This window comes from Pseudomonas sp., assembly GCF_048265905.1.
Lineage (GTDB): Bacteria > Pseudomonadota > Gammaproteobacteria > Pseudomonadales > Pseudomonadaceae > Aquipseudomonas.
Map to the genome: position 1 here is coordinate 403,184 of NZ_JBLXAP010000002.1, position 14,689 is coordinate 417,872.

Here is a 14,689-nt window from a genome sequence, read left to right on the forward strand (position 1 = left end):
CTGGTGCACATGGCGTAGCACGGTGGGTCAGTAACGCCGGAACGGCGCGGAACGAACCCAGTCGTTGTTCGTAGAACATTGTCTGGCTTGCGGGATGCAGGTCAGAGAAAGGGCATGGTGGAGGCTGGATAGATTAGGATTAAACCGTAACAGGCCCAACCCTAGTCTGCCTCTGGTTGCCATCAGACGTGTTAATTATAGGTCAGCGGTCTTAACCAACTAACCAGAGTCTTTCACATGATAGCGATGAGTCGAGTACTTCAGCCCGTCACGGCCCTAGCGCTTGTGACGATCTTCAGCTTCCTGAGCGGGCCAGTGCAAGCCGGTTTGGAGGAGGGCGTTGCGGCCTATCAAGCCGGTGACTTGCCGCTGGCTTTCAAGGAGTTTAGCGCCGTTGCGGACACAGGCAACGCCGATGGCCAGTTTAATGTCGCGCTCATGTACGAGCAGGGCATCGGGGTCACCAAGGACGAAACACAAGCCCTTAGTTGGTACGAAAAATCTGCGCAGCAAGGCAACTCCAACGCGCAATTCAATCTCGGTGTGCTTTATGAAAACGGTCGTGGCACTGCCGTGGATTATGCGCAGGCCAATCAGTGGTATCGCAAGGCAGCAGCGCAAGGCGATGCGTTAGCTGTCGGTAATCTTGGCATGCTCTATATGCGTGGCGATGGTGTGAAGGTGGACAAAAATCTCGGCCTGGCGCTGCTTATACTGTCGGCAACCATGGATAACTCGCCCGCAAATAATGCCAAAAGGAACATTGCAGCGACCAAGGGGTTAACCACCAACATGGTCACGACAGCCCAAGCACTTTCGGCTGAACTGGGCCAAGCCCAAAATCTGCTGAAACCGCTGGACCAATACTTGAAAACCACGACGAATACCGCAGGCGGCGAATCGCAATAGGCTTGAGCGCGCGCCAATAAGGGACAGACCAGTGTTATGAGGCTCTTGAGCGGTGCTAGTCGATCACGCTTGGTGGTGAATGACCTAGCGCGGCCCATCCCGAAAGGCTGCAGCCTGCCAAGAGTAGCCAATCGATCTAGTCACTGATCAGTGCCTATTTAGCTTGACCGCAATAAAATCATCGCACCGAAAAGTTGAATTTGACCTGCCAGTCGTAGACGTCAACGCAGGACTGTCAGGTCAAATCGCGATCACTGCAAATTAGCCACATCAAGCTTGTATATTCCTTACCGCGACCAATTGTTTAAAGCCATTAAACCGCCTAAGACGCTGGCAACACCCTGTCAAAAAAGCTGTGTTGATCATCATCTTCTCCCGTCGCAAAAGCGGCGCCCTCAATGTGGTAGACCGTCGGTTCTTCCGCGAAGTATTGCTCTAAACGTTCCATGAACACCTGATGGTCTTCACCCGCTTCGAAGCTCTTGTGATCCTCAAGTGATTGCCAGCGCACAATCAGGTTGAATCGTTCGGGCGTTTCGATCCCTTGGGCGAGCATGTGCCCGCCGTAACCCTTTGCGCGCCTGAGCAAAGGCGCGACCTCTGCAAAGGCTTGTCTGAAGCTTTCAATGTGTTCTTTGTGAATGGGAAGCAGAGCGATTTCATAAATCATGGGACATCCTCTCAATTTGAGTTCAACGGTTAAACATTCGCGCTGACGAGATGAGCCTGTGGCTCGACTGCAATCGCGATTTTTCCCCGGAGACCATTGTTGCGACTCTCCAGCAGGGCGTGGGCGAGGCCAATATCGGCAAGGGAGTAGACAGCGCCTACATGCGGTCGCAGCTGACCGCGCTCGACCAAAGCGCTCAACTCATCGAGCTTGCCGCGGTTTTGTCTGGTGAACACGAAGTGATAACTGGCGTTCTTGCCCCAGGCCTGCACCAGATTTTGTGGCTGGGCAATGTCCACAATCGAGACCACGCGGCCAAGTTGCGCGAGTGCGTCGGGGCTACGCGCCAATGTATTGCCGCCGATGGTGTCGAACACCACATCGACTCCGTTGCCACCGGTTTCCCGCAGAATGGCGTCGACGTAATCTTCTTTCTCGTAGTCGATGACCACATCGGCACCCAGGCTTCGGGCGAACTCAAAGTTTGCTTCGCGTACGGTGGTGAACACCTTGGCGCCCATGGCTTTTGCAACTTGGATCGCGACATGGCCAACGCCTCCCGCGCCGCCGTGGACCAAGATGCTTTCTCCAACCCTGAGTGCCGCACGCACGACCAATGCTTCCCATGCTGTCCCACCAACCAGGGTCAGGCTGGCTGCTTCGAGATGGCTCAGTGCTGAAGGCTTCTTGCCAATGATGCTTTCGGCTGCAACGTGGTACTCGGCATAACTTCCAGGGCCGTCAAAAATTTGCGGGGTGTACCAGACTTCATCGCCAGGCACGAAGCTCGTCACACCCGGCCCGACGGCTTCAACAACGCCGGACACGTCATGCCCGGTAATGGCCGGCAGGGGCACATAATCGGAATAGTCGCCACGTCGAACCTGGAAATCCAACGGATTGATAGAGGTTGCGTGTACCCGCACCAGAACTTCTCCAGCGTTTGGCACTGGCTTGGGTACGTCGCTCAGCTCGAACGCTTCTGGGCCACCAAATGATTTAAGTATTTGCGCTTTCATTGTAGATCCTTGTTTCTGTAAAAAGAGATATCGGTATTTTTCGATATGCAACGGCAAAAAATTTACGAGTTTTTCTCTTGGCTCAATCCATTTTGAATGTCCTCTTCGATAAAACGGAATATCGGGATTTATCGATGTGCCATCGATAAAAAATTACAGCTCCTTGCCTATGATCTCGGCAAGAGCGCTGATGTTTGCTTCATTGCGCTTGTAGTAGGTCCATTGCCCGATGCGACGGACTTCGACCAGGCCCACTCGTTGCAGCGTCGCCAGGTAATCGGACACCGTCGATTGCGACAGGCCGACGCCTTCTTGAATGCTGCTTACGCAAACCCCGACCGTATGAACGTCCCCTTCATCTTGTGGGGGGAAGTTTTTCTCCGGATCTTTCAACCCCTTGAGGATTTCAAGACGCGTGCGGTTGGAGAGGGCTTTGAATACTTCGATCAATTCCATGGGTTGGATAATATCGAGATTTACCGATATGTCAATACAGGAATCAACCGCTCGTCTGGGATGTAGTTCGAGAGTTGTTGCCTGTAGAGAACAACCGGGGGCCGGCCAAGATTATGAAGTTCTTGAGCGGCCCTAGCCGCTGGCTTAAACAGTCATTTGAAACATCAATGATGATTTGCCCACGATCTAGCCTGACTCCATCGCTTCTTAATGGGCCTGGATAATGTTGTTCAGGCCGAACCTCTTCCCGATTTCTGGTGTATAGGCCCCAGCGGCCAGACATTCTGATACATCGCGGGCAATCTCTAGCTCAGACCTTGGAGGCAATGAAGGCCTAGGGTGAGCTATATATTGCGGAAATGGCAGAAGCGCCCAGCTAAGCACTGCGACAGTAGAGCGAATGACTTGAAGTTGCTTCGCGTCAGCGCGTCGTCCGAATGGACGGCGAAGAGCTTGGTTCGCCGCTTCTGTTGATTGCCAGCAGTGTGGTGCAATGCGCAGACGGTTCTGGATGCCCGCTTTTGGCCGATACTGTTTAAAGCGCTTTTGAGCCACATAGAAGGATGAAAGCAACCCAGGAATCGCTATCCGTCTCGGCTTTCGGGTGTGATAGTTTCATTTTACGGCGACTGGCCTGCCAGGCCGGCCAGTCGCCCTTCCTAGCGTTATTGCAAGCCTCCGGACAATGATACTGGCGTGCTCATCGTCGCTGAGATTTCACGGCCGATCTGCTCGGCTGCGTGCAGCACCTGGCCCGAGTCAGCGGTTTCACTATCCAATAGCAATTTCGAGGTCATCACCTGAGCCCCGCAGTAGTCGAATATCCCATGATCGATTTGCGCCTTCATTGCCGCCGCATAGCCATGCTTGGCATAGGTCTTCGTATCGGCGCCGCCAATACCCACCAAGTGAACGCTCAAGTGCGACAGCTTCTTGATCAGCCCACTTTGCAGACTGAAGTCGAATGCCCAGCCGTTCGAGAACACACGGTCTATCCACCCCTTCATAAGCGCGGGCATGGACCACCAGTAAACGGGGAAAACCAGTACCAAAGCATCCGCTCGGTCGATTCGGGCTTGCTCCACTCGCACATCGGCAGAGGGCAGTGCTTTTTGGCGGTGTACGGCCAGGTCAGCCGCGGTGAAACGGGGGTCAAAGTCTTCCTGTGAGAGGTTGGCAACCTCGAACGTGTGCTTTTGACCTGCCAGGTTTATGCCTCTGGCTATTTGCGCAGCGACGGCGTGAGACAGTGATTCAGGTTCTGGATGAGCGACAACGATGAGTGTGTGCATGTCGAAACCTCCTGAGTAGATTGAACCGCAAGAAAGGCGGCTATATACTTTTAGTAACTTACATCTTTAAGTTACTAATGGTATATAGCGATGTCAATCACTAAGCAGGGCAATGTTGACGGGAAGCTCAAGCCGCGTCGTCGGCTGACAAGGGGGGAACGACTTCGCCAGTTGCTCGACGTGGCCTGGCAAATAGTCAGCGATGAAGGCACCGAAGCGCTCACGCTCGGTAGGCTTGCCGAACAGGCCGGGGTTACTAAACCGGTGGTCTATGACCATTTTTCAACCCGCCCTGGATTGCTCGCTGCGCTGTACAAAGACTTCGATCAACGTCAGACATCAATCATGGACGCCGCAGTGCAGGCTAGCGAACCGACCTTGTTGAGCAGGGCCACGGTCATCGCTTCGTCTTATGTCGACTGTGTGCTACTCCAAGGCCGGGAGATCCCTGGCGTTATTGCGGCGTTGGCCAGCACGCCGGAGCTGGAAAAAACCAAACGCGAATATGAAGCGGTTTTCCTGAACAAATGCCACAGGCTATTTTTGCCCTTCGTGGGTACCGGCGAACTGAAATTGGCCAGCCTGCACGCGATGCTGGGGGCTGCCGAAGCACTTTCAGGGGCTGCAGCCAGCGGCGAGATTACAGCCGAACAGGCCAAGGATGAGTTGTTGGACGTGATCGTTGCAATGGTGGAAAGGAACGCGCGAGGGGAATTGCCAAGTCGAACGTTAGAGCGTACTTGAAGCTGATAGCGAGTGGCTGCTTTCGTCCTTTTCTGTGGATCGAATACGTTTTCACGCAGACTCGGCTAATACCGGACACTTGAAGGCGAGCACTTTAGTATTGTCGAAGTATTCTGGTAGTTGCCCGCAGTAGCTGACATGACCGGGAGCCCCCTCATGGATCGTAAAGTAAACCCGAAAGCCCCCTGTGACTGGGTCATTCGGAGCGCTCTAGCCAATGGTGTGGAGCGTATCGAGGCATGGTTCGGAGGACATGGCTACGATCCGCATCGCCACGATACCTACTCGATCGGACGAACCCTCGCTGGCGTGCAGAGCTTCAACTACAAGGGGACTCTGCGTCACGGTATTCCTGGCAATACGCTCGTGTTACACCCTGACGAACTGCATGACGGCATGGCCGGTACCAACGCGGGTTTCCGCTACCGCATGGCCTACGTAGATCCGGCGTTGATCCAGAGCGTACTGCGCGGACAACCGCTGCCCTTCATAGCCGGTGGACTCTCGAGCGATCTTCGCTTGTACCGTGCCAGCGAAGCGTTCGTGCAAGCGCTTGACCATCCTCTGGAAGCGCTAGAGGAGCAGGACGCACTGTATGACCTAGCGATTGCATTACAGGCTGTCGCGGGTAAGCCGCGAGGCCGAAAGCTGCTGGATTACCCCGCAGCAGAGCGTGCCCGGGCTTTCATTATGGAGCACCTACACCTGAGTATTACCCTGGAAATGCTCGAGCAGGCCAGCGGTCGCGAACGCTGGAGCCTGTCACGTGACTTCCGCATGCTCTACGGCACCAGCCCTTATCGCTTTGTCACCCTGCGCCGCTTGGATCGCTTTCGTAGCCTGGCTCTGGACGGCTTTCCCCTGGTGGATGCCGCGCTGGCTGCCGGCTTTCATGACCAAAGCCACATGACTCGACATTTTACCCGCAGCTATGGTGTGTCGCCTTTGCGCTGGCTGGAACGTTTGCGTCTTAGGTACTGACTTGCAGGATCGTACAAGAGCGCCGCTTTTCTCCTCTATAGGCTGACCACTCCGACCTTAGAGGATTTGTCATGACTGACGCCCATCACCAAGCAACCCAGCCCATCAACCTGCTGCAGAAGGCTTTGCTAATTGAGCAGCAATGGAGCCCGAGGGTAGTCGCCGAAATGAACGAGTATCAGTTTAAGGTCGTGCGAATTGAGGGTGAGTTTATCTGGCACTCGCATCCGGAGACTGACGAGGCGTTTCTTGTGTTGGAAGGTGTCTTGCGCATCGATCTAGCTGAAGGCTGTGTTCATGTGAGGCCAGGGGAGCTATATGTCGTACCAAGGGGCGTGGAGCACCGAACTGCTGCACATGGTGAAGCGAAGCTAATGATGATCGAGCCACGGGGCATTTTGAACACTGGCCACCAGGGTGGTGAACGAACTGCTGTGAACGACCTATGGATCTGATTCGGTGGTGCGGGCACTGCTCTTAGTGCTGGTGACACGCCACTTTCGGTCAGCGACGGACAATGTCTGCTGGCCGAAAGTGGAGGCGCTATTGGGATAACTTCTTGCTAAGTGATCAGCGGACGGTCAGCTGCGCTTGTCCGTCATCGAAGCGTGACACCGCGACGAGCAGCGCCTGGATCGAGGCAACGACGATATTCGCATGGCTACCGGCACCGAAGCGTGAGCCAGCCATGCCGGGCCAAGCCACTTCGACCAGCGCAAGAGCCTGGGCTCCAGCTCCACCACCCAGGCTGCGCTCTTCGTAGCCGTCGACGCGGATGGGCAGGCCGAGGGCGGCGACTGCCGCGTCGATCGGACCGTTGCCCATGCCTTGCAGACGCTGTTGGCGGCCGTTGGGCAGCGCGATCTCCAGCACTACACCCTGACGGGCTTCGTCCTCGAACAGCTGATGGCCGATATAGACTAGGTCTCCACCGGGGCGCGCGGGAGCCAGATAGGTGCGTTGGAACAGTTCCCAGAGCTCGGTGCTGGTCAGTTCTGTCTCGCTGCTGTCGGCCATTTTTTGCACGATAGCGCTGAACTCCACCTGCATCCGTCGCGGCATCAACACGTCGTGGTCACGCTGCAGCAGGTAGGCTATTCCACCTTTGCCTGACTGGCTGTTGACTCGCACGATGCTGTCGTAGGTGCGTCCGAGGTCCTTGGGGTCAATCGGCAAGTAGGGCACTTCCCACAGACCCTCCGGGTCCTGTGCGGCAAAACCTTTGGCGATGGCATCTTGATGTGAACCGGAGAAGGCGGTGAACACCAGATCGCCGACATAGGGATGGCGTGGGTGGATCGGCAAACCGGTGCAGGCCTCGGCAACCCGCGCCACGCCGGAGATGTCGGAGAAGTCGAGGCTCGGGTCGACGCCTTGGGTGTAAAGATTCAATGCCAGGGTTACCAAGTCGAGATTGCCGCTGCGTTCGCCATTGCCGAACAGGCAGCCTTCCACGCGCTGTGCGCCAGCCAGCAGCGCCTGCTCGGCGCAGGCTACACCGGTGCCGCGATCATTGTGTGGGTGAACTGAAAGCACCACGTGCTCACGGTGCTCAAGACGCCGGTGCATCCACTCGATCTGGTCGGCGAAGACGTTTGGCGTCGCCACTTCCACAGTGGTTGGCAGGTTGATGATGATCGGCCGGTCGGGGCCAGCATCCCAGGTACGGATGGCTGCGTTGCACATGCGCAGCGATACCTCCAACTCGGCCATGCAGAACGTTTCCGGAGAGTACTGCAGCACCCACTCGGTCTGCGGGTGTGCGGCTACTTTATCCTTGAGTAACTGCACGTGGCGTACCACTAACTGCTCGACTTCGTCTACCGAGAGGCCGAACACCAAGCGCCGCCACACAGGGGCGATGGCGTTGTAAAGGTGCACTATCACCCGCCGCGCGCCAGCCACGGCGCGCACGGTCTCGTCGATCAGGTCGCCACGCAGTTGGGTCATGACCATGGGCGTGACGTCATCGGGAACACCGCCCTCATCAATCAACTGGCGGATGATCTCGAAGTCGGTGCGCGAGGCGGCCGGGAAGCCCATCTCGATCTCCTTGAATCCCAGTCGCACCAGCTCGTTGAACAGGCGCAGCTTGCGCTCCCGGCTCATCGGCTCGAAAAGCGCCTGGTTGCCGTCGCGCAGGTCGGTGGACAGCCACACCGGCGCCTGAGTAATACGGCGTGAAGGCCAGCGACGATCAGGCAGGTCGATGGCGGGAAAGGGGCGGTACTTGGTTTGCGGATTACGGAGCATGGGTCGGACCTCGAACGGGAAAACGGTTGGTGTCGATCTCCCCTGCCCGCCATGGCGGGCTGTTTAAGGTCGGGATCTGGGGGAGATCGCAAGTCGCCGCCAAACACGTGGCGACAGACCCCGGCCGAGGCTCAGGGCGAGTAGCGTTAGCGAGGGTGGCCGAGCGTTCATGGCGGGGTTCCGTAGAGACATGTGCCGAGTATAGGAAGCCGTGCGCCTGGGTATTTACGGCAAATGGTCCATCGTTATCGCCAAATGGTCATTTCTGCGGCTAAGCTAGCCAGCCGTATACCCTGGATCCGCCCATGGTCGACCACAGCTATTTGCCCTACGAATCCCTGGCCATGCCGGTCACTGGCGTCGCAGTCGACTACCCCAGTGGCCATCAAGTGCCCGCCCACAGCCATCCGCGCGCGCAGTTGATCTATGCCATCTCCGGGGTGTTGGTGGTGGAGACCCCAGTGGGGCGGTGGGTCATACCGCCAACCCGTGGCGTCTGGCTGCAGGCCGGCGTCGAGCACTCCCTGCGCATGCGCGGTACAGCGTTCATGCGCAGCTTGTTTGTCAACCCCGACGCCATCGACGGCCTGCCCGTGGGCAACTGCGTGATCGATGTATCGCCACTGCTGCGCGAACTCATCCAGGCCGCTACCCAGGTACCAGTGCAGTACTGCGCAGACAGCCGGGATGGTCGCCTGATGCGTTTCCTGCTGGACGAACTTCGCAGCTTGCCGGAGTTGCCCTTCCACTTGCCTTGGCCGGACGATGAACGCATCGCCCGGGTCTGTCGCGCTCTGGAGCACAACCCGGCGCAGGAAGGTGGCGCCGAGCACTGGGCGCAACAACTGGCTATGAGCCCAAAGACCTTCCACCGGCGCTTTCTTCGCAGCACCGGCATCACCTTTGGCCGCTGGCGCCAACAAGCGCGCCTGCTGCTCTCGCTGGAGGCCCTTGCTGAAGGGTTGCCGGTGCTGCAAGTAGCCCTGCAGCACGGTTATGACAGCCAAAGCGCCTTCGCTGCGGCTTTTCGCCGGCAGTTCGGTGTTCCGCCTTCGAGCTTCTACAGCTGAATAGAGAGCAGAGACTCTGGGTATTAGCTAGATCAATTCCAACGGGATGAAAGTGACGTTGACTGTCGAAAAGTCGGCACGCATCACTATGACCGACCGCGGATGCGGCCTGCCGCACAGCGGAAATGGGGTTGGGTATCGCCCTAGTCAGCTTACCGCACGCCCTGTCTTATCTGGACCAAGGCAGCCTGTTGCGGGTGCTGCCCAATTGGTATGTGGATACGGGGCATATCGCGGTGTACTTCTCCGCGCATAAATTGCTTCCGGCGAAAACTCGCGCCTTTGTGGACTGTCTCGTCGAGCACTTCGAATCGCAGAACCTGGCTGAGCGGTTTTCCTGTTAAACGACAGCAACTGGGCGAATGCTGTAGTGATTCGCCCTAATATCGCATCCATACTGTATGTTTGTGCAGTGCTATTGATTGCACAAAAAGAAGAAGTCAAGCGAATACAGGCCGTATGCAACAGCAAGAATATAACCAACTGTTTTATACAGAAAATTTACGTATTGAATCGGTCGGGCGAGGTGTTGTTATGCAGAAGTCACTAATATGCAATCATAAAGCTGTCAGTCCACTCAACTGTTAAGTTACAAGATGAATTGGCGCCCACTTGCAAATTGCAAGAAAAAATCTTTTGGAAGAGGTGTGGTATTCCGCTTCCCGGCAAAAGCTCCATTTGAGCAAATCGTCGACTTTATGATTATCGAAGAACATGATTCACCAACCTTTTATAAGCTGATATGTTCATCTGGCCATCATGCCGGGGAAACTGAGTTGGTGTTTCCAGCCGAAGCGAAACATGAGGCTGGCACAGTGTCAGTGGCTTGGCTAAAGAAGAATTGGCAAACTTGGATTTATCCCGAGTGCGAAGTTGAAACCGTCAGTTACGTGAACTGCTATCCACCGGGCCACGGTGTGAAAACCTAACTAGTGGTTCAAATCGCTCGCTCCGCTCGCTGGGACCGGCTAAAGCCGGCTCCTTAATCAAACGTTAGAGATCACGGCAGTGGATGTTCTATCACACAAATTCCTGGTGAGACTAGGCACTGATACCGGAGCAACTACTGCGCAAGAGCGGTTATCGGTTGATTTCCTCATTAACGGCACATCTCTACTTACAAACATCGTAAAAATTGATGGCGGTCACGATGACTTTATGGGTTGCTTAGTACGCGGTTTCCCGAAGCAAAACGTTCAAGCAGTGGAGCGGCTCACGTGTGTGACATCTCCAGACTCAGAGTCAGGAAGAGTCCTTTTATACGTTTGCCCAGAGTGCGGGGATATTGGCTGCGGTGCTTACAGTGCTTTCGTTGAGCGTGCTGGTGGCACCTACGTCTGGCGAGACTTTGCATATGAAAATGGCTATGAAGATCCAAGGCCAATTTCAGGCGTTGGCCCATATACATTCGAAATTAAGCAATATGAGGTAGAGCTATATCGTGCAGGAGCCCTCTAACAATGCGCTCAAAGCGCTCACTTCGTTCGCAGGGACCGGCGAAGCCGGCCCCTTAGCTTAATCGTTAGGCCGCACATGAGCATCAAGGTGTTTGACAACATTCTGCTGGAAGATACGTTCGTCCTTTCCTGGCATCAGGACGCCGACATTCTTACCTTCCAGGTTCTAGCAAGTCTGTTGCAGTCCCACCCAGACGCTTCAGTGCCGGCCGCAGGCGAGTGGGCCTGCTATAAGCCGGGCATCATTGAGTTCTCTAACGTTTCTTCGGTTCGCGGGCTTTTGCCACAGGAGTCCGTCGTTTACACCACAGACCCTGACGGCAGCGTTGATTACGGCACCATTGACGGCTTGGCTCAAACTGGGCGGGGTGAGTACCGTATTATCGGAGACTTTGGCGTTGTCACAGTGGCCGCACATAATATTTCACTTGCGCTGGCAGCAGCCTAACAAATGGTTCAAACCTTTCGCTGCGCTCACTGGGACGGGCTAAAGCCCGCCCCTTAACCAGGCGTTAGGTATTTCAGGAAGAAGTGATGCACTCCGAACTAAAGAGAAATATTCCGGGAAACACGAGATGGGAAGGCTCTTTTTATGAGCGACTTACCGAATACGGTGAGTGGAACTCAAAGTCTTTTTGGGCACTTCATCTTGATTTGCTGGAAATTGCTAAACATCAGAACACCTATTTACCTGTTGAAAGAGAGCTGGCATATATGCTTTTGTATCTTCAGCAAAGAGTTCTCAATTTGATATCAGCCCACTTCAATAAAAACGATGTATTCGAGATAAGTAATATTAACTCAGAGCAGCTTTATGAATTTAAGGAACGTTTCGAAATGGCTATATTGGGAGCAATTTCAGGCGAAGTTTTATCAGAAGCATCATTTGATCTAGTTAATCCGTTGGTGAATAATGCCTAACAAACGCAGTCACAATCGGCCACTGTGTGGCCTGGACCTCAACCGCTGCGCAGGTTTCGGCCTGTGCTGCGAGCGTTAGAAGCACATGAAATATTGCGCCAGCCTTAAAGAAAAAACAGACTTAGTTCACCACCAATTTTCCGAGTTGATTGGCAAAGAAATTGTAGGCTATGAGTTAGCGCAAATTTGGTGTGAGGAAACCGCCGCTTGGAGCGAGTGGAATGACCTACCAGTATTTTTATCAATTGGTTCAGGTGAGCTTTCTATCTCATGGCAAAAGTTTGATGAGCTCGCTATAGAGGTTGATCGTGTTCTGCCTTTTTCACTTTGTGGGAGCACAGTGCGCTGGATCGATAGCGGAAATATCCATCTAGACGCTGCTATTGGGCGTACCGTTGAGTCAGTTTCTTTAGCACAAGGAGCAATGACAGTGGGTGGCAGCGAAATAGAAATTTGGACGCGCTTACTAATTCATTTCACAGGCGGTGGTAGCTTGGATATTTTCAATGCGCTTGACGAAAACGGCTTTGAATATCATCCCAAGGCTGTAGAGGTCGGCGTATCGTGCTTCTAACTAGTGGTTCAAATCGCTCACTTCGTTCGCTGGGACGGGCTAAAGCCCGCCCCTTAACCAAACGTTAGGCAGCAAGGAAAAAATCATGCGAACAAGCGTATTCCTAAGTCACAATCATAAAGACAAAGACTTCGTTAGAAAGCTCGCTAGAGATATAGACGCTCACGGTATCAAAGTCTGGATAGATGAAGCAGAAATGAAAATCGGTGATTCTTTAGTCCAGAAAATCAGGGAAGGAATTGATAGTGTGGACTATTTTGCTGTAATTCTTTCTGAAAATTCAGTGGAAGCACCATGGGTAGTGAATGAGCTTGATGTTGCTATGAATTACCAAATTCAAGGAAAGATAAAGATTCTTCCTGTAGTCCTATCTATGGTTGAGCCACCAAGTTTTCTCGTGGGAAAACTCTATGGAAATTTTACCAACCCAGACAGTTATAATGAACAATTGAAGAGTCTAATCAATAGCATGGGAGTTGCATTTAACTCTAATGTGATTGCTGAGAAATCAAATAAGAATCTCGGAGACTCATTGGATGCTGCGGTTTTCAAAGGGTTGCCGATAGTTTCCGCCCCTTTCCATAGACCGTTTCAATATTTGGGTATGAGTATTGCGGATGTTGAGGGGGTAGTTGGTGAGAAAGCAAACAGCGCTAGAAATATTATTGTAGAAAATGAGCATTGCAAAATGGTGTTATGGGGCGAAGGAAATTTTGTTAGCTTCATAGATGTGGACCTATTAAAAACTGGTCCACACTCACAAAATACAGAATTTGATAGTGAGCCATTATTGGGAGCTCTGAGCATAGGAGTTCATGAGCTGGAGCTAAACCGTAAAAAAAACCACTGTCACACATACTATGATCATAAAAGAAGAATGAAAGTCACCGTAATGTGCTCTTATGAGGGGGCGCCTTTAACTGTAAGCTTTGGAACCAAATACTACAACATGTAAAAATGCCTAACAAACGGCTCCACGCAGACGCCCAACCCTACACTCTTTTTGTGGTTTTTGCTGCGCTTAATTTACCACAAAAAGCTCTCCGGTTTGGGCACTGGTGAGCCGGGCGTTAAATGGCATGGTGGCGTGTGAGTCTCCCCTGGTGCCGTAGTCGCTAGATGACCGCTAGCCGTTACTCCTCAACGGCGACTAACAGCCTGCCTATATCACCGTCACGCTACCGCTGCTGAAATTGATCTGGATCGCCAGGCAAAAGCCAATACCATCAACAGCCCCAGACTCGCCATTGCCGCTCCGGCTAAGGATATCGCTGGATAACCCAGCCCGGCGTTGATCACCGCTCCGCCCAGCGCCGCACCAATCGCGTTGCCGAAGTTGAAGGCACCGATGTTCACCGCCGAGGCCAGATTGGGTGCGTCCTTGGCAGCTTCCATGACGCGCATTTGTAGTGGCGGCACCAGGGCGAAACTGGCGATGCCCCAGATCAGGATGGCAACGGCGGCCGGCAGCGGCCAGCGCATCAATACAGTGAACGCCAGCAAGACGAGAATCAGTACGCTCAGCGAAACAATCAGGGTGCGGTCGATAGAACTATCTGCGGCTTTGCCGCCCCACATATTGCCTAGGGTCAGGCCCACGCCGTACAACACCAGCATGGCTGTGATGAAGGCGGTAGACGCGTGGGTCTCGCTGCTGAGGATCGGCGCGATGTAGGTGAATACGGTAAACATTGCACTCGAACCGACTACGGTGAGGGCCAACGCCCCCAGCACCGGACCACGGCCCAGTACCCGGATTTCAGCCAGTACACCGACGCTTTGCGGCGTTGGCAGGTTGGGCAGGGCGAACCACAATGCGGTCATTGCCACCACGCCGAGGCCGGTAATACCCCAGAATGCGGTGCGCCAACCGAACAGTTCGCCAAACCAAGCAGCCAGCGGCACACCGCCGATGGTGGCTAGGGTGAGGCCCATAAACATTGCCGCAACCGCCCCGGCACGTTTTTCCGGGGCGACTACGCTGGCGGCGACGATGGAGCCAACGCCAAAGAACGCACCGTGGTTCAGTGAGGTCACCACTCTGGCGACCATGAGGCTGTAGTAATCGGTAGCCAAGGCTGACATTAGGTTACCCAGGGTGAAAATCGCCATGAGTCCGATCAGCAGATAACGCCGGGGAATCCTGCCGGTGGTCAGGGTCATCAGCGGCGCGCCGAGCAGTACGCCCAAGGCATAAGCACTGACCAACAGACCTGCAGCGGGAATGGAAACGCCGAGGTCCGCAGCGATACCCGGCAACATGCCCATGGGAGCGAACTCGGTAACGCCGATGCCAAAGGCACCAATAGCGAGTGCAACAAGTGGTGGATTGATACGCATGGA

The 14,689-nt window shown here is 54.4% G+C and carries 16 protein-coding genes and 1 pseudogene; 11 read left to right on the top strand and 6 right to left on the bottom strand.

Annotation, left to right across the window (positions count from 1 at the left end):
* Positions 1–246 precede the first annotated feature (246 nt).
* Entirely contained in the window at positions 247–909 is a 663-nt protein-coding gene (locus ACN0UH_RS05055) for a tetratricopeptide repeat protein (RefSeq protein ID WP_417661020.1), read from the top strand.
* A gap of 322 nt (positions 910–1,231) precedes the next feature.
* Here ACN0UH_RS05055 and ACN0UH_RS05060 read toward each other — a convergent pair whose 3' ends face one another.
* From ACN0UH_RS05060 to ACN0UH_RS05075, 4 genes are all read right to left on the bottom strand, one after another.
* Entirely contained in the window at positions 1,232–1,579 is a 348-nt protein-coding gene (locus ACN0UH_RS05060) for an antibiotic biosynthesis monooxygenase family protein (protein WP_417661021.1), read from the bottom strand.
* A gap of 29 nt (positions 1,580–1,608) precedes the next feature.
* Positions 1,609–2,598 (bottom strand): zinc-dependent alcohol dehydrogenase family protein, encoded by a 990-nt coding sequence (locus tag ACN0UH_RS05065; protein WP_417661022.1) that lies wholly within the window; start codon positions 2,596–2,598, stop codon positions 1,609–1,611.
* 153 nt (positions 2,599–2,751) lie between these two features.
* Entirely contained in the window at positions 2,752–3,054 is a 303-nt protein-coding gene (locus ACN0UH_RS05070) for an ArsR/SmtB family transcription factor (protein WP_417661023.1), read from the bottom strand.
* Between the two features lie 665 nt (positions 3,055–3,719).
* The gene (locus ACN0UH_RS05075; RefSeq protein WP_417661024.1) at positions 3,720–4,346 is read right to left on the bottom strand and encodes an NAD(P)H-dependent oxidoreductase; all 627 of its coding nucleotides are present in this window, start codon (positions 4,344–4,346) and stop codon (positions 3,720–3,722) included.
* Between the two features lie 90 nt (positions 4,347–4,436).
* On the opposite strand from ACN0UH_RS05075, the gene ACN0UH_RS05080 reads away from it, so the two are divergent.
* The 3 genes from ACN0UH_RS05080 to ACN0UH_RS05090 all read left to right on the top strand — a co-directional run bounded on the left by ACN0UH_RS05080 (position 4,437) and on the right by ACN0UH_RS05090 (position 6,526).
* On the top strand, positions 4,437–5,090 hold the full coding sequence (locus ACN0UH_RS05080) for a TetR/AcrR family transcriptional regulator (RefSeq protein WP_417661025.1): 654 nt from the start codon (positions 4,437–4,439) through the stop codon (positions 5,088–5,090).
* Between the two features lie 156 nt (positions 5,091–5,246).
* Complete coding sequence (locus ACN0UH_RS05085; protein ID WP_417661026.1) at positions 5,247–6,071, top strand: AraC family transcriptional regulator; 825 nt, start codon at positions 5,247–5,249, stop codon at positions 6,069–6,071.
* Positions 6,072–6,142: 71 nt separating this feature from the next.
* Entirely contained in the window at positions 6,143–6,526 is a 384-nt protein-coding gene (locus ACN0UH_RS05090; RefSeq protein WP_417661027.1) for a cupin domain-containing protein, read from the top strand.
* Positions 6,527–6,641: 115 nt separating this feature from the next.
* Here ACN0UH_RS05090 and ACN0UH_RS05095 read toward each other — a convergent pair whose 3' ends face one another.
* Complete coding sequence (locus tag ACN0UH_RS05095; RefSeq protein WP_417661028.1) at positions 6,642–8,324, bottom strand: 2-isopropylmalate synthase; 1,683 nt, start codon at positions 8,322–8,324, stop codon at positions 6,642–6,644.
* A gap of 305 nt (positions 8,325–8,629) precedes the next feature.
* On the opposite strand from ACN0UH_RS05095, the gene ACN0UH_RS05100 reads away from it, so the two are divergent.
* The 7 genes and pseudogenes from ACN0UH_RS05100 (at position 8,630) to ACN0UH_RS05130 (ending at position 13,301) form a co-directional block, all read left to right on the top strand.
* Entirely contained in the window at positions 8,630–9,394 is a 765-nt protein-coding gene (locus ACN0UH_RS05100; RefSeq protein WP_417661029.1) for an AraC family transcriptional regulator, read from the top strand.
* 98 nt (positions 9,395–9,492) lie between these two features.
* Positions 9,493–9,738: pseudogene (locus tag ACN0UH_RS05105) on the top strand (LysR substrate-binding domain-containing protein); the annotation flags it as partial.
* A 252-nt stretch (positions 9,739–9,990) separates the two neighbouring features.
* Entirely contained in the window at positions 9,991–10,323 is a 333-nt protein-coding gene (gene imm45, locus ACN0UH_RS05110) for an Imm45 family immunity protein (RefSeq protein ID WP_417661030.1), read from the top strand.
* 604 nt (positions 10,324–10,927) lie between these two features.
* Complete coding sequence (locus tag ACN0UH_RS05115) at positions 10,928–11,299, top strand: hypothetical protein (RefSeq protein ID WP_417661031.1); 372 nt, start codon at positions 10,928–10,930, stop codon at positions 11,297–11,299.
* Positions 11,300–11,385: 86 nt separating this feature from the next.
* Positions 11,386–11,772 (top strand): hypothetical protein, encoded by a 387-nt coding sequence (locus tag ACN0UH_RS05120; protein ID WP_417661032.1) that lies wholly within the window; start codon positions 11,386–11,388, stop codon positions 11,770–11,772.
* Positions 11,773–11,857: 85 nt separating this feature from the next.
* The gene (locus ACN0UH_RS05125) at positions 11,858–12,346 is read left to right on the top strand and encodes a hypothetical protein (RefSeq protein ID WP_417661033.1); all 489 of its coding nucleotides are present in this window, start codon (positions 11,858–11,860) and stop codon (positions 12,344–12,346) included.
* 85 nt (positions 12,347–12,431) lie between these two features.
* Positions 12,432–13,301 (top strand): toll/interleukin-1 receptor domain-containing protein, encoded by an 870-nt coding sequence (locus tag ACN0UH_RS05130; RefSeq protein ID WP_417661034.1) that lies wholly within the window; start codon positions 12,432–12,434, stop codon positions 13,299–13,301.
* Positions 13,302–13,519: 218 nt separating this feature from the next.
* Here ACN0UH_RS05130 and ACN0UH_RS05135 read toward each other — a convergent pair whose 3' ends face one another.
* Positions 13,520–14,686, bottom strand: a complete 1,167-nt coding sequence (locus ACN0UH_RS05135; protein WP_417661035.1) for an MFS transporter — start codon at positions 14,684–14,686, stop codon at positions 13,520–13,522.
* Between the last annotated feature and the right edge of the window lie 3 nt (positions 14,687–14,689).

What these genes read in the sequence shown, in the direction of transcription:
- ACN0UH_RS05055 (WP_417661020.1), top strand. Translation starts at nt 247, where the DNA reads ATGAGTCGAGTACTTCAGCCCGTCACGGCCCTAGCGCTTGTGACGATC.
- ACN0UH_RS05060 (WP_417661021.1), bottom strand. Translation starts at nt 1,579, where the DNA reads ATGATTTATGAAATCGCTCTGCTTCCCATTCACAAAGAACACATTGAA.
- ACN0UH_RS05065 (WP_417661022.1), bottom strand. Translation starts at nt 2,598, where the DNA reads ATGAAAGCGCAAATACTTAAATCATTTGGTGGCCCAGAAGCGTTCGAG.
- ACN0UH_RS05070 (WP_417661023.1), bottom strand. Translation starts at nt 3,054, where the DNA reads ATGGAATTGATCGAAGTATTCAAAGCCCTCTCCAACCGCACGCGTCTT.
- ACN0UH_RS05075 (WP_417661024.1), bottom strand. Translation starts at nt 4,346, where the DNA reads ATGCACACACTCATCGTTGTCGCTCATCCAGAACCTGAATCACTGTCT.
- ACN0UH_RS05080 (WP_417661025.1), top strand. Translation starts at nt 4,437, where the DNA reads ATGTCAATCACTAAGCAGGGCAATGTTGACGGGAAGCTCAAGCCGCGT.
- ACN0UH_RS05085 (WP_417661026.1), top strand. Translation starts at nt 5,247, where the DNA reads ATGGATCGTAAAGTAAACCCGAAAGCCCCCTGTGACTGGGTCATTCGG.
- ACN0UH_RS05090 (WP_417661027.1), top strand. Translation starts at nt 6,143, where the DNA reads ATGACTGACGCCCATCACCAAGCAACCCAGCCCATCAACCTGCTGCAG.
- ACN0UH_RS05095 (WP_417661028.1), bottom strand. Translation starts at nt 8,324, where the DNA reads ATGCTCCGTAATCCGCAAACCAAGTACCGCCCCTTTCCCGCCATCGAC.
- ACN0UH_RS05100 (WP_417661029.1), top strand. Translation starts at nt 8,630, where the DNA reads ATGGTCGACCACAGCTATTTGCCCTACGAATCCCTGGCCATGCCGGTC.
- imm45 (WP_417661030.1), top strand. Translation starts at nt 9,991, where the DNA reads ATGAATTGGCGCCCACTTGCAAATTGCAAGAAAAAATCTTTTGGAAGA.
- ACN0UH_RS05115 (WP_417661031.1), top strand. Translation starts at nt 10,928, where the DNA reads ATGAGCATCAAGGTGTTTGACAACATTCTGCTGGAAGATACGTTCGTC.
- ACN0UH_RS05120 (WP_417661032.1), top strand. Translation starts at nt 11,386, where the DNA reads ATGCACTCCGAACTAAAGAGAAATATTCCGGGAAACACGAGATGGGAA.
- ACN0UH_RS05125 (WP_417661033.1), top strand. Translation starts at nt 11,858, where the DNA reads ATGAAATATTGCGCCAGCCTTAAAGAAAAAACAGACTTAGTTCACCAC.
- ACN0UH_RS05130 (WP_417661034.1), top strand. Translation starts at nt 12,432, where the DNA reads ATGCGAACAAGCGTATTCCTAAGTCACAATCATAAAGACAAAGACTTC.
- ACN0UH_RS05135 (WP_417661035.1), bottom strand. Translation starts at nt 14,686, where the DNA reads ATGCGTATCAATCCACCACTTGTTGCACTCGCTATTGGTGCCTTTGGC.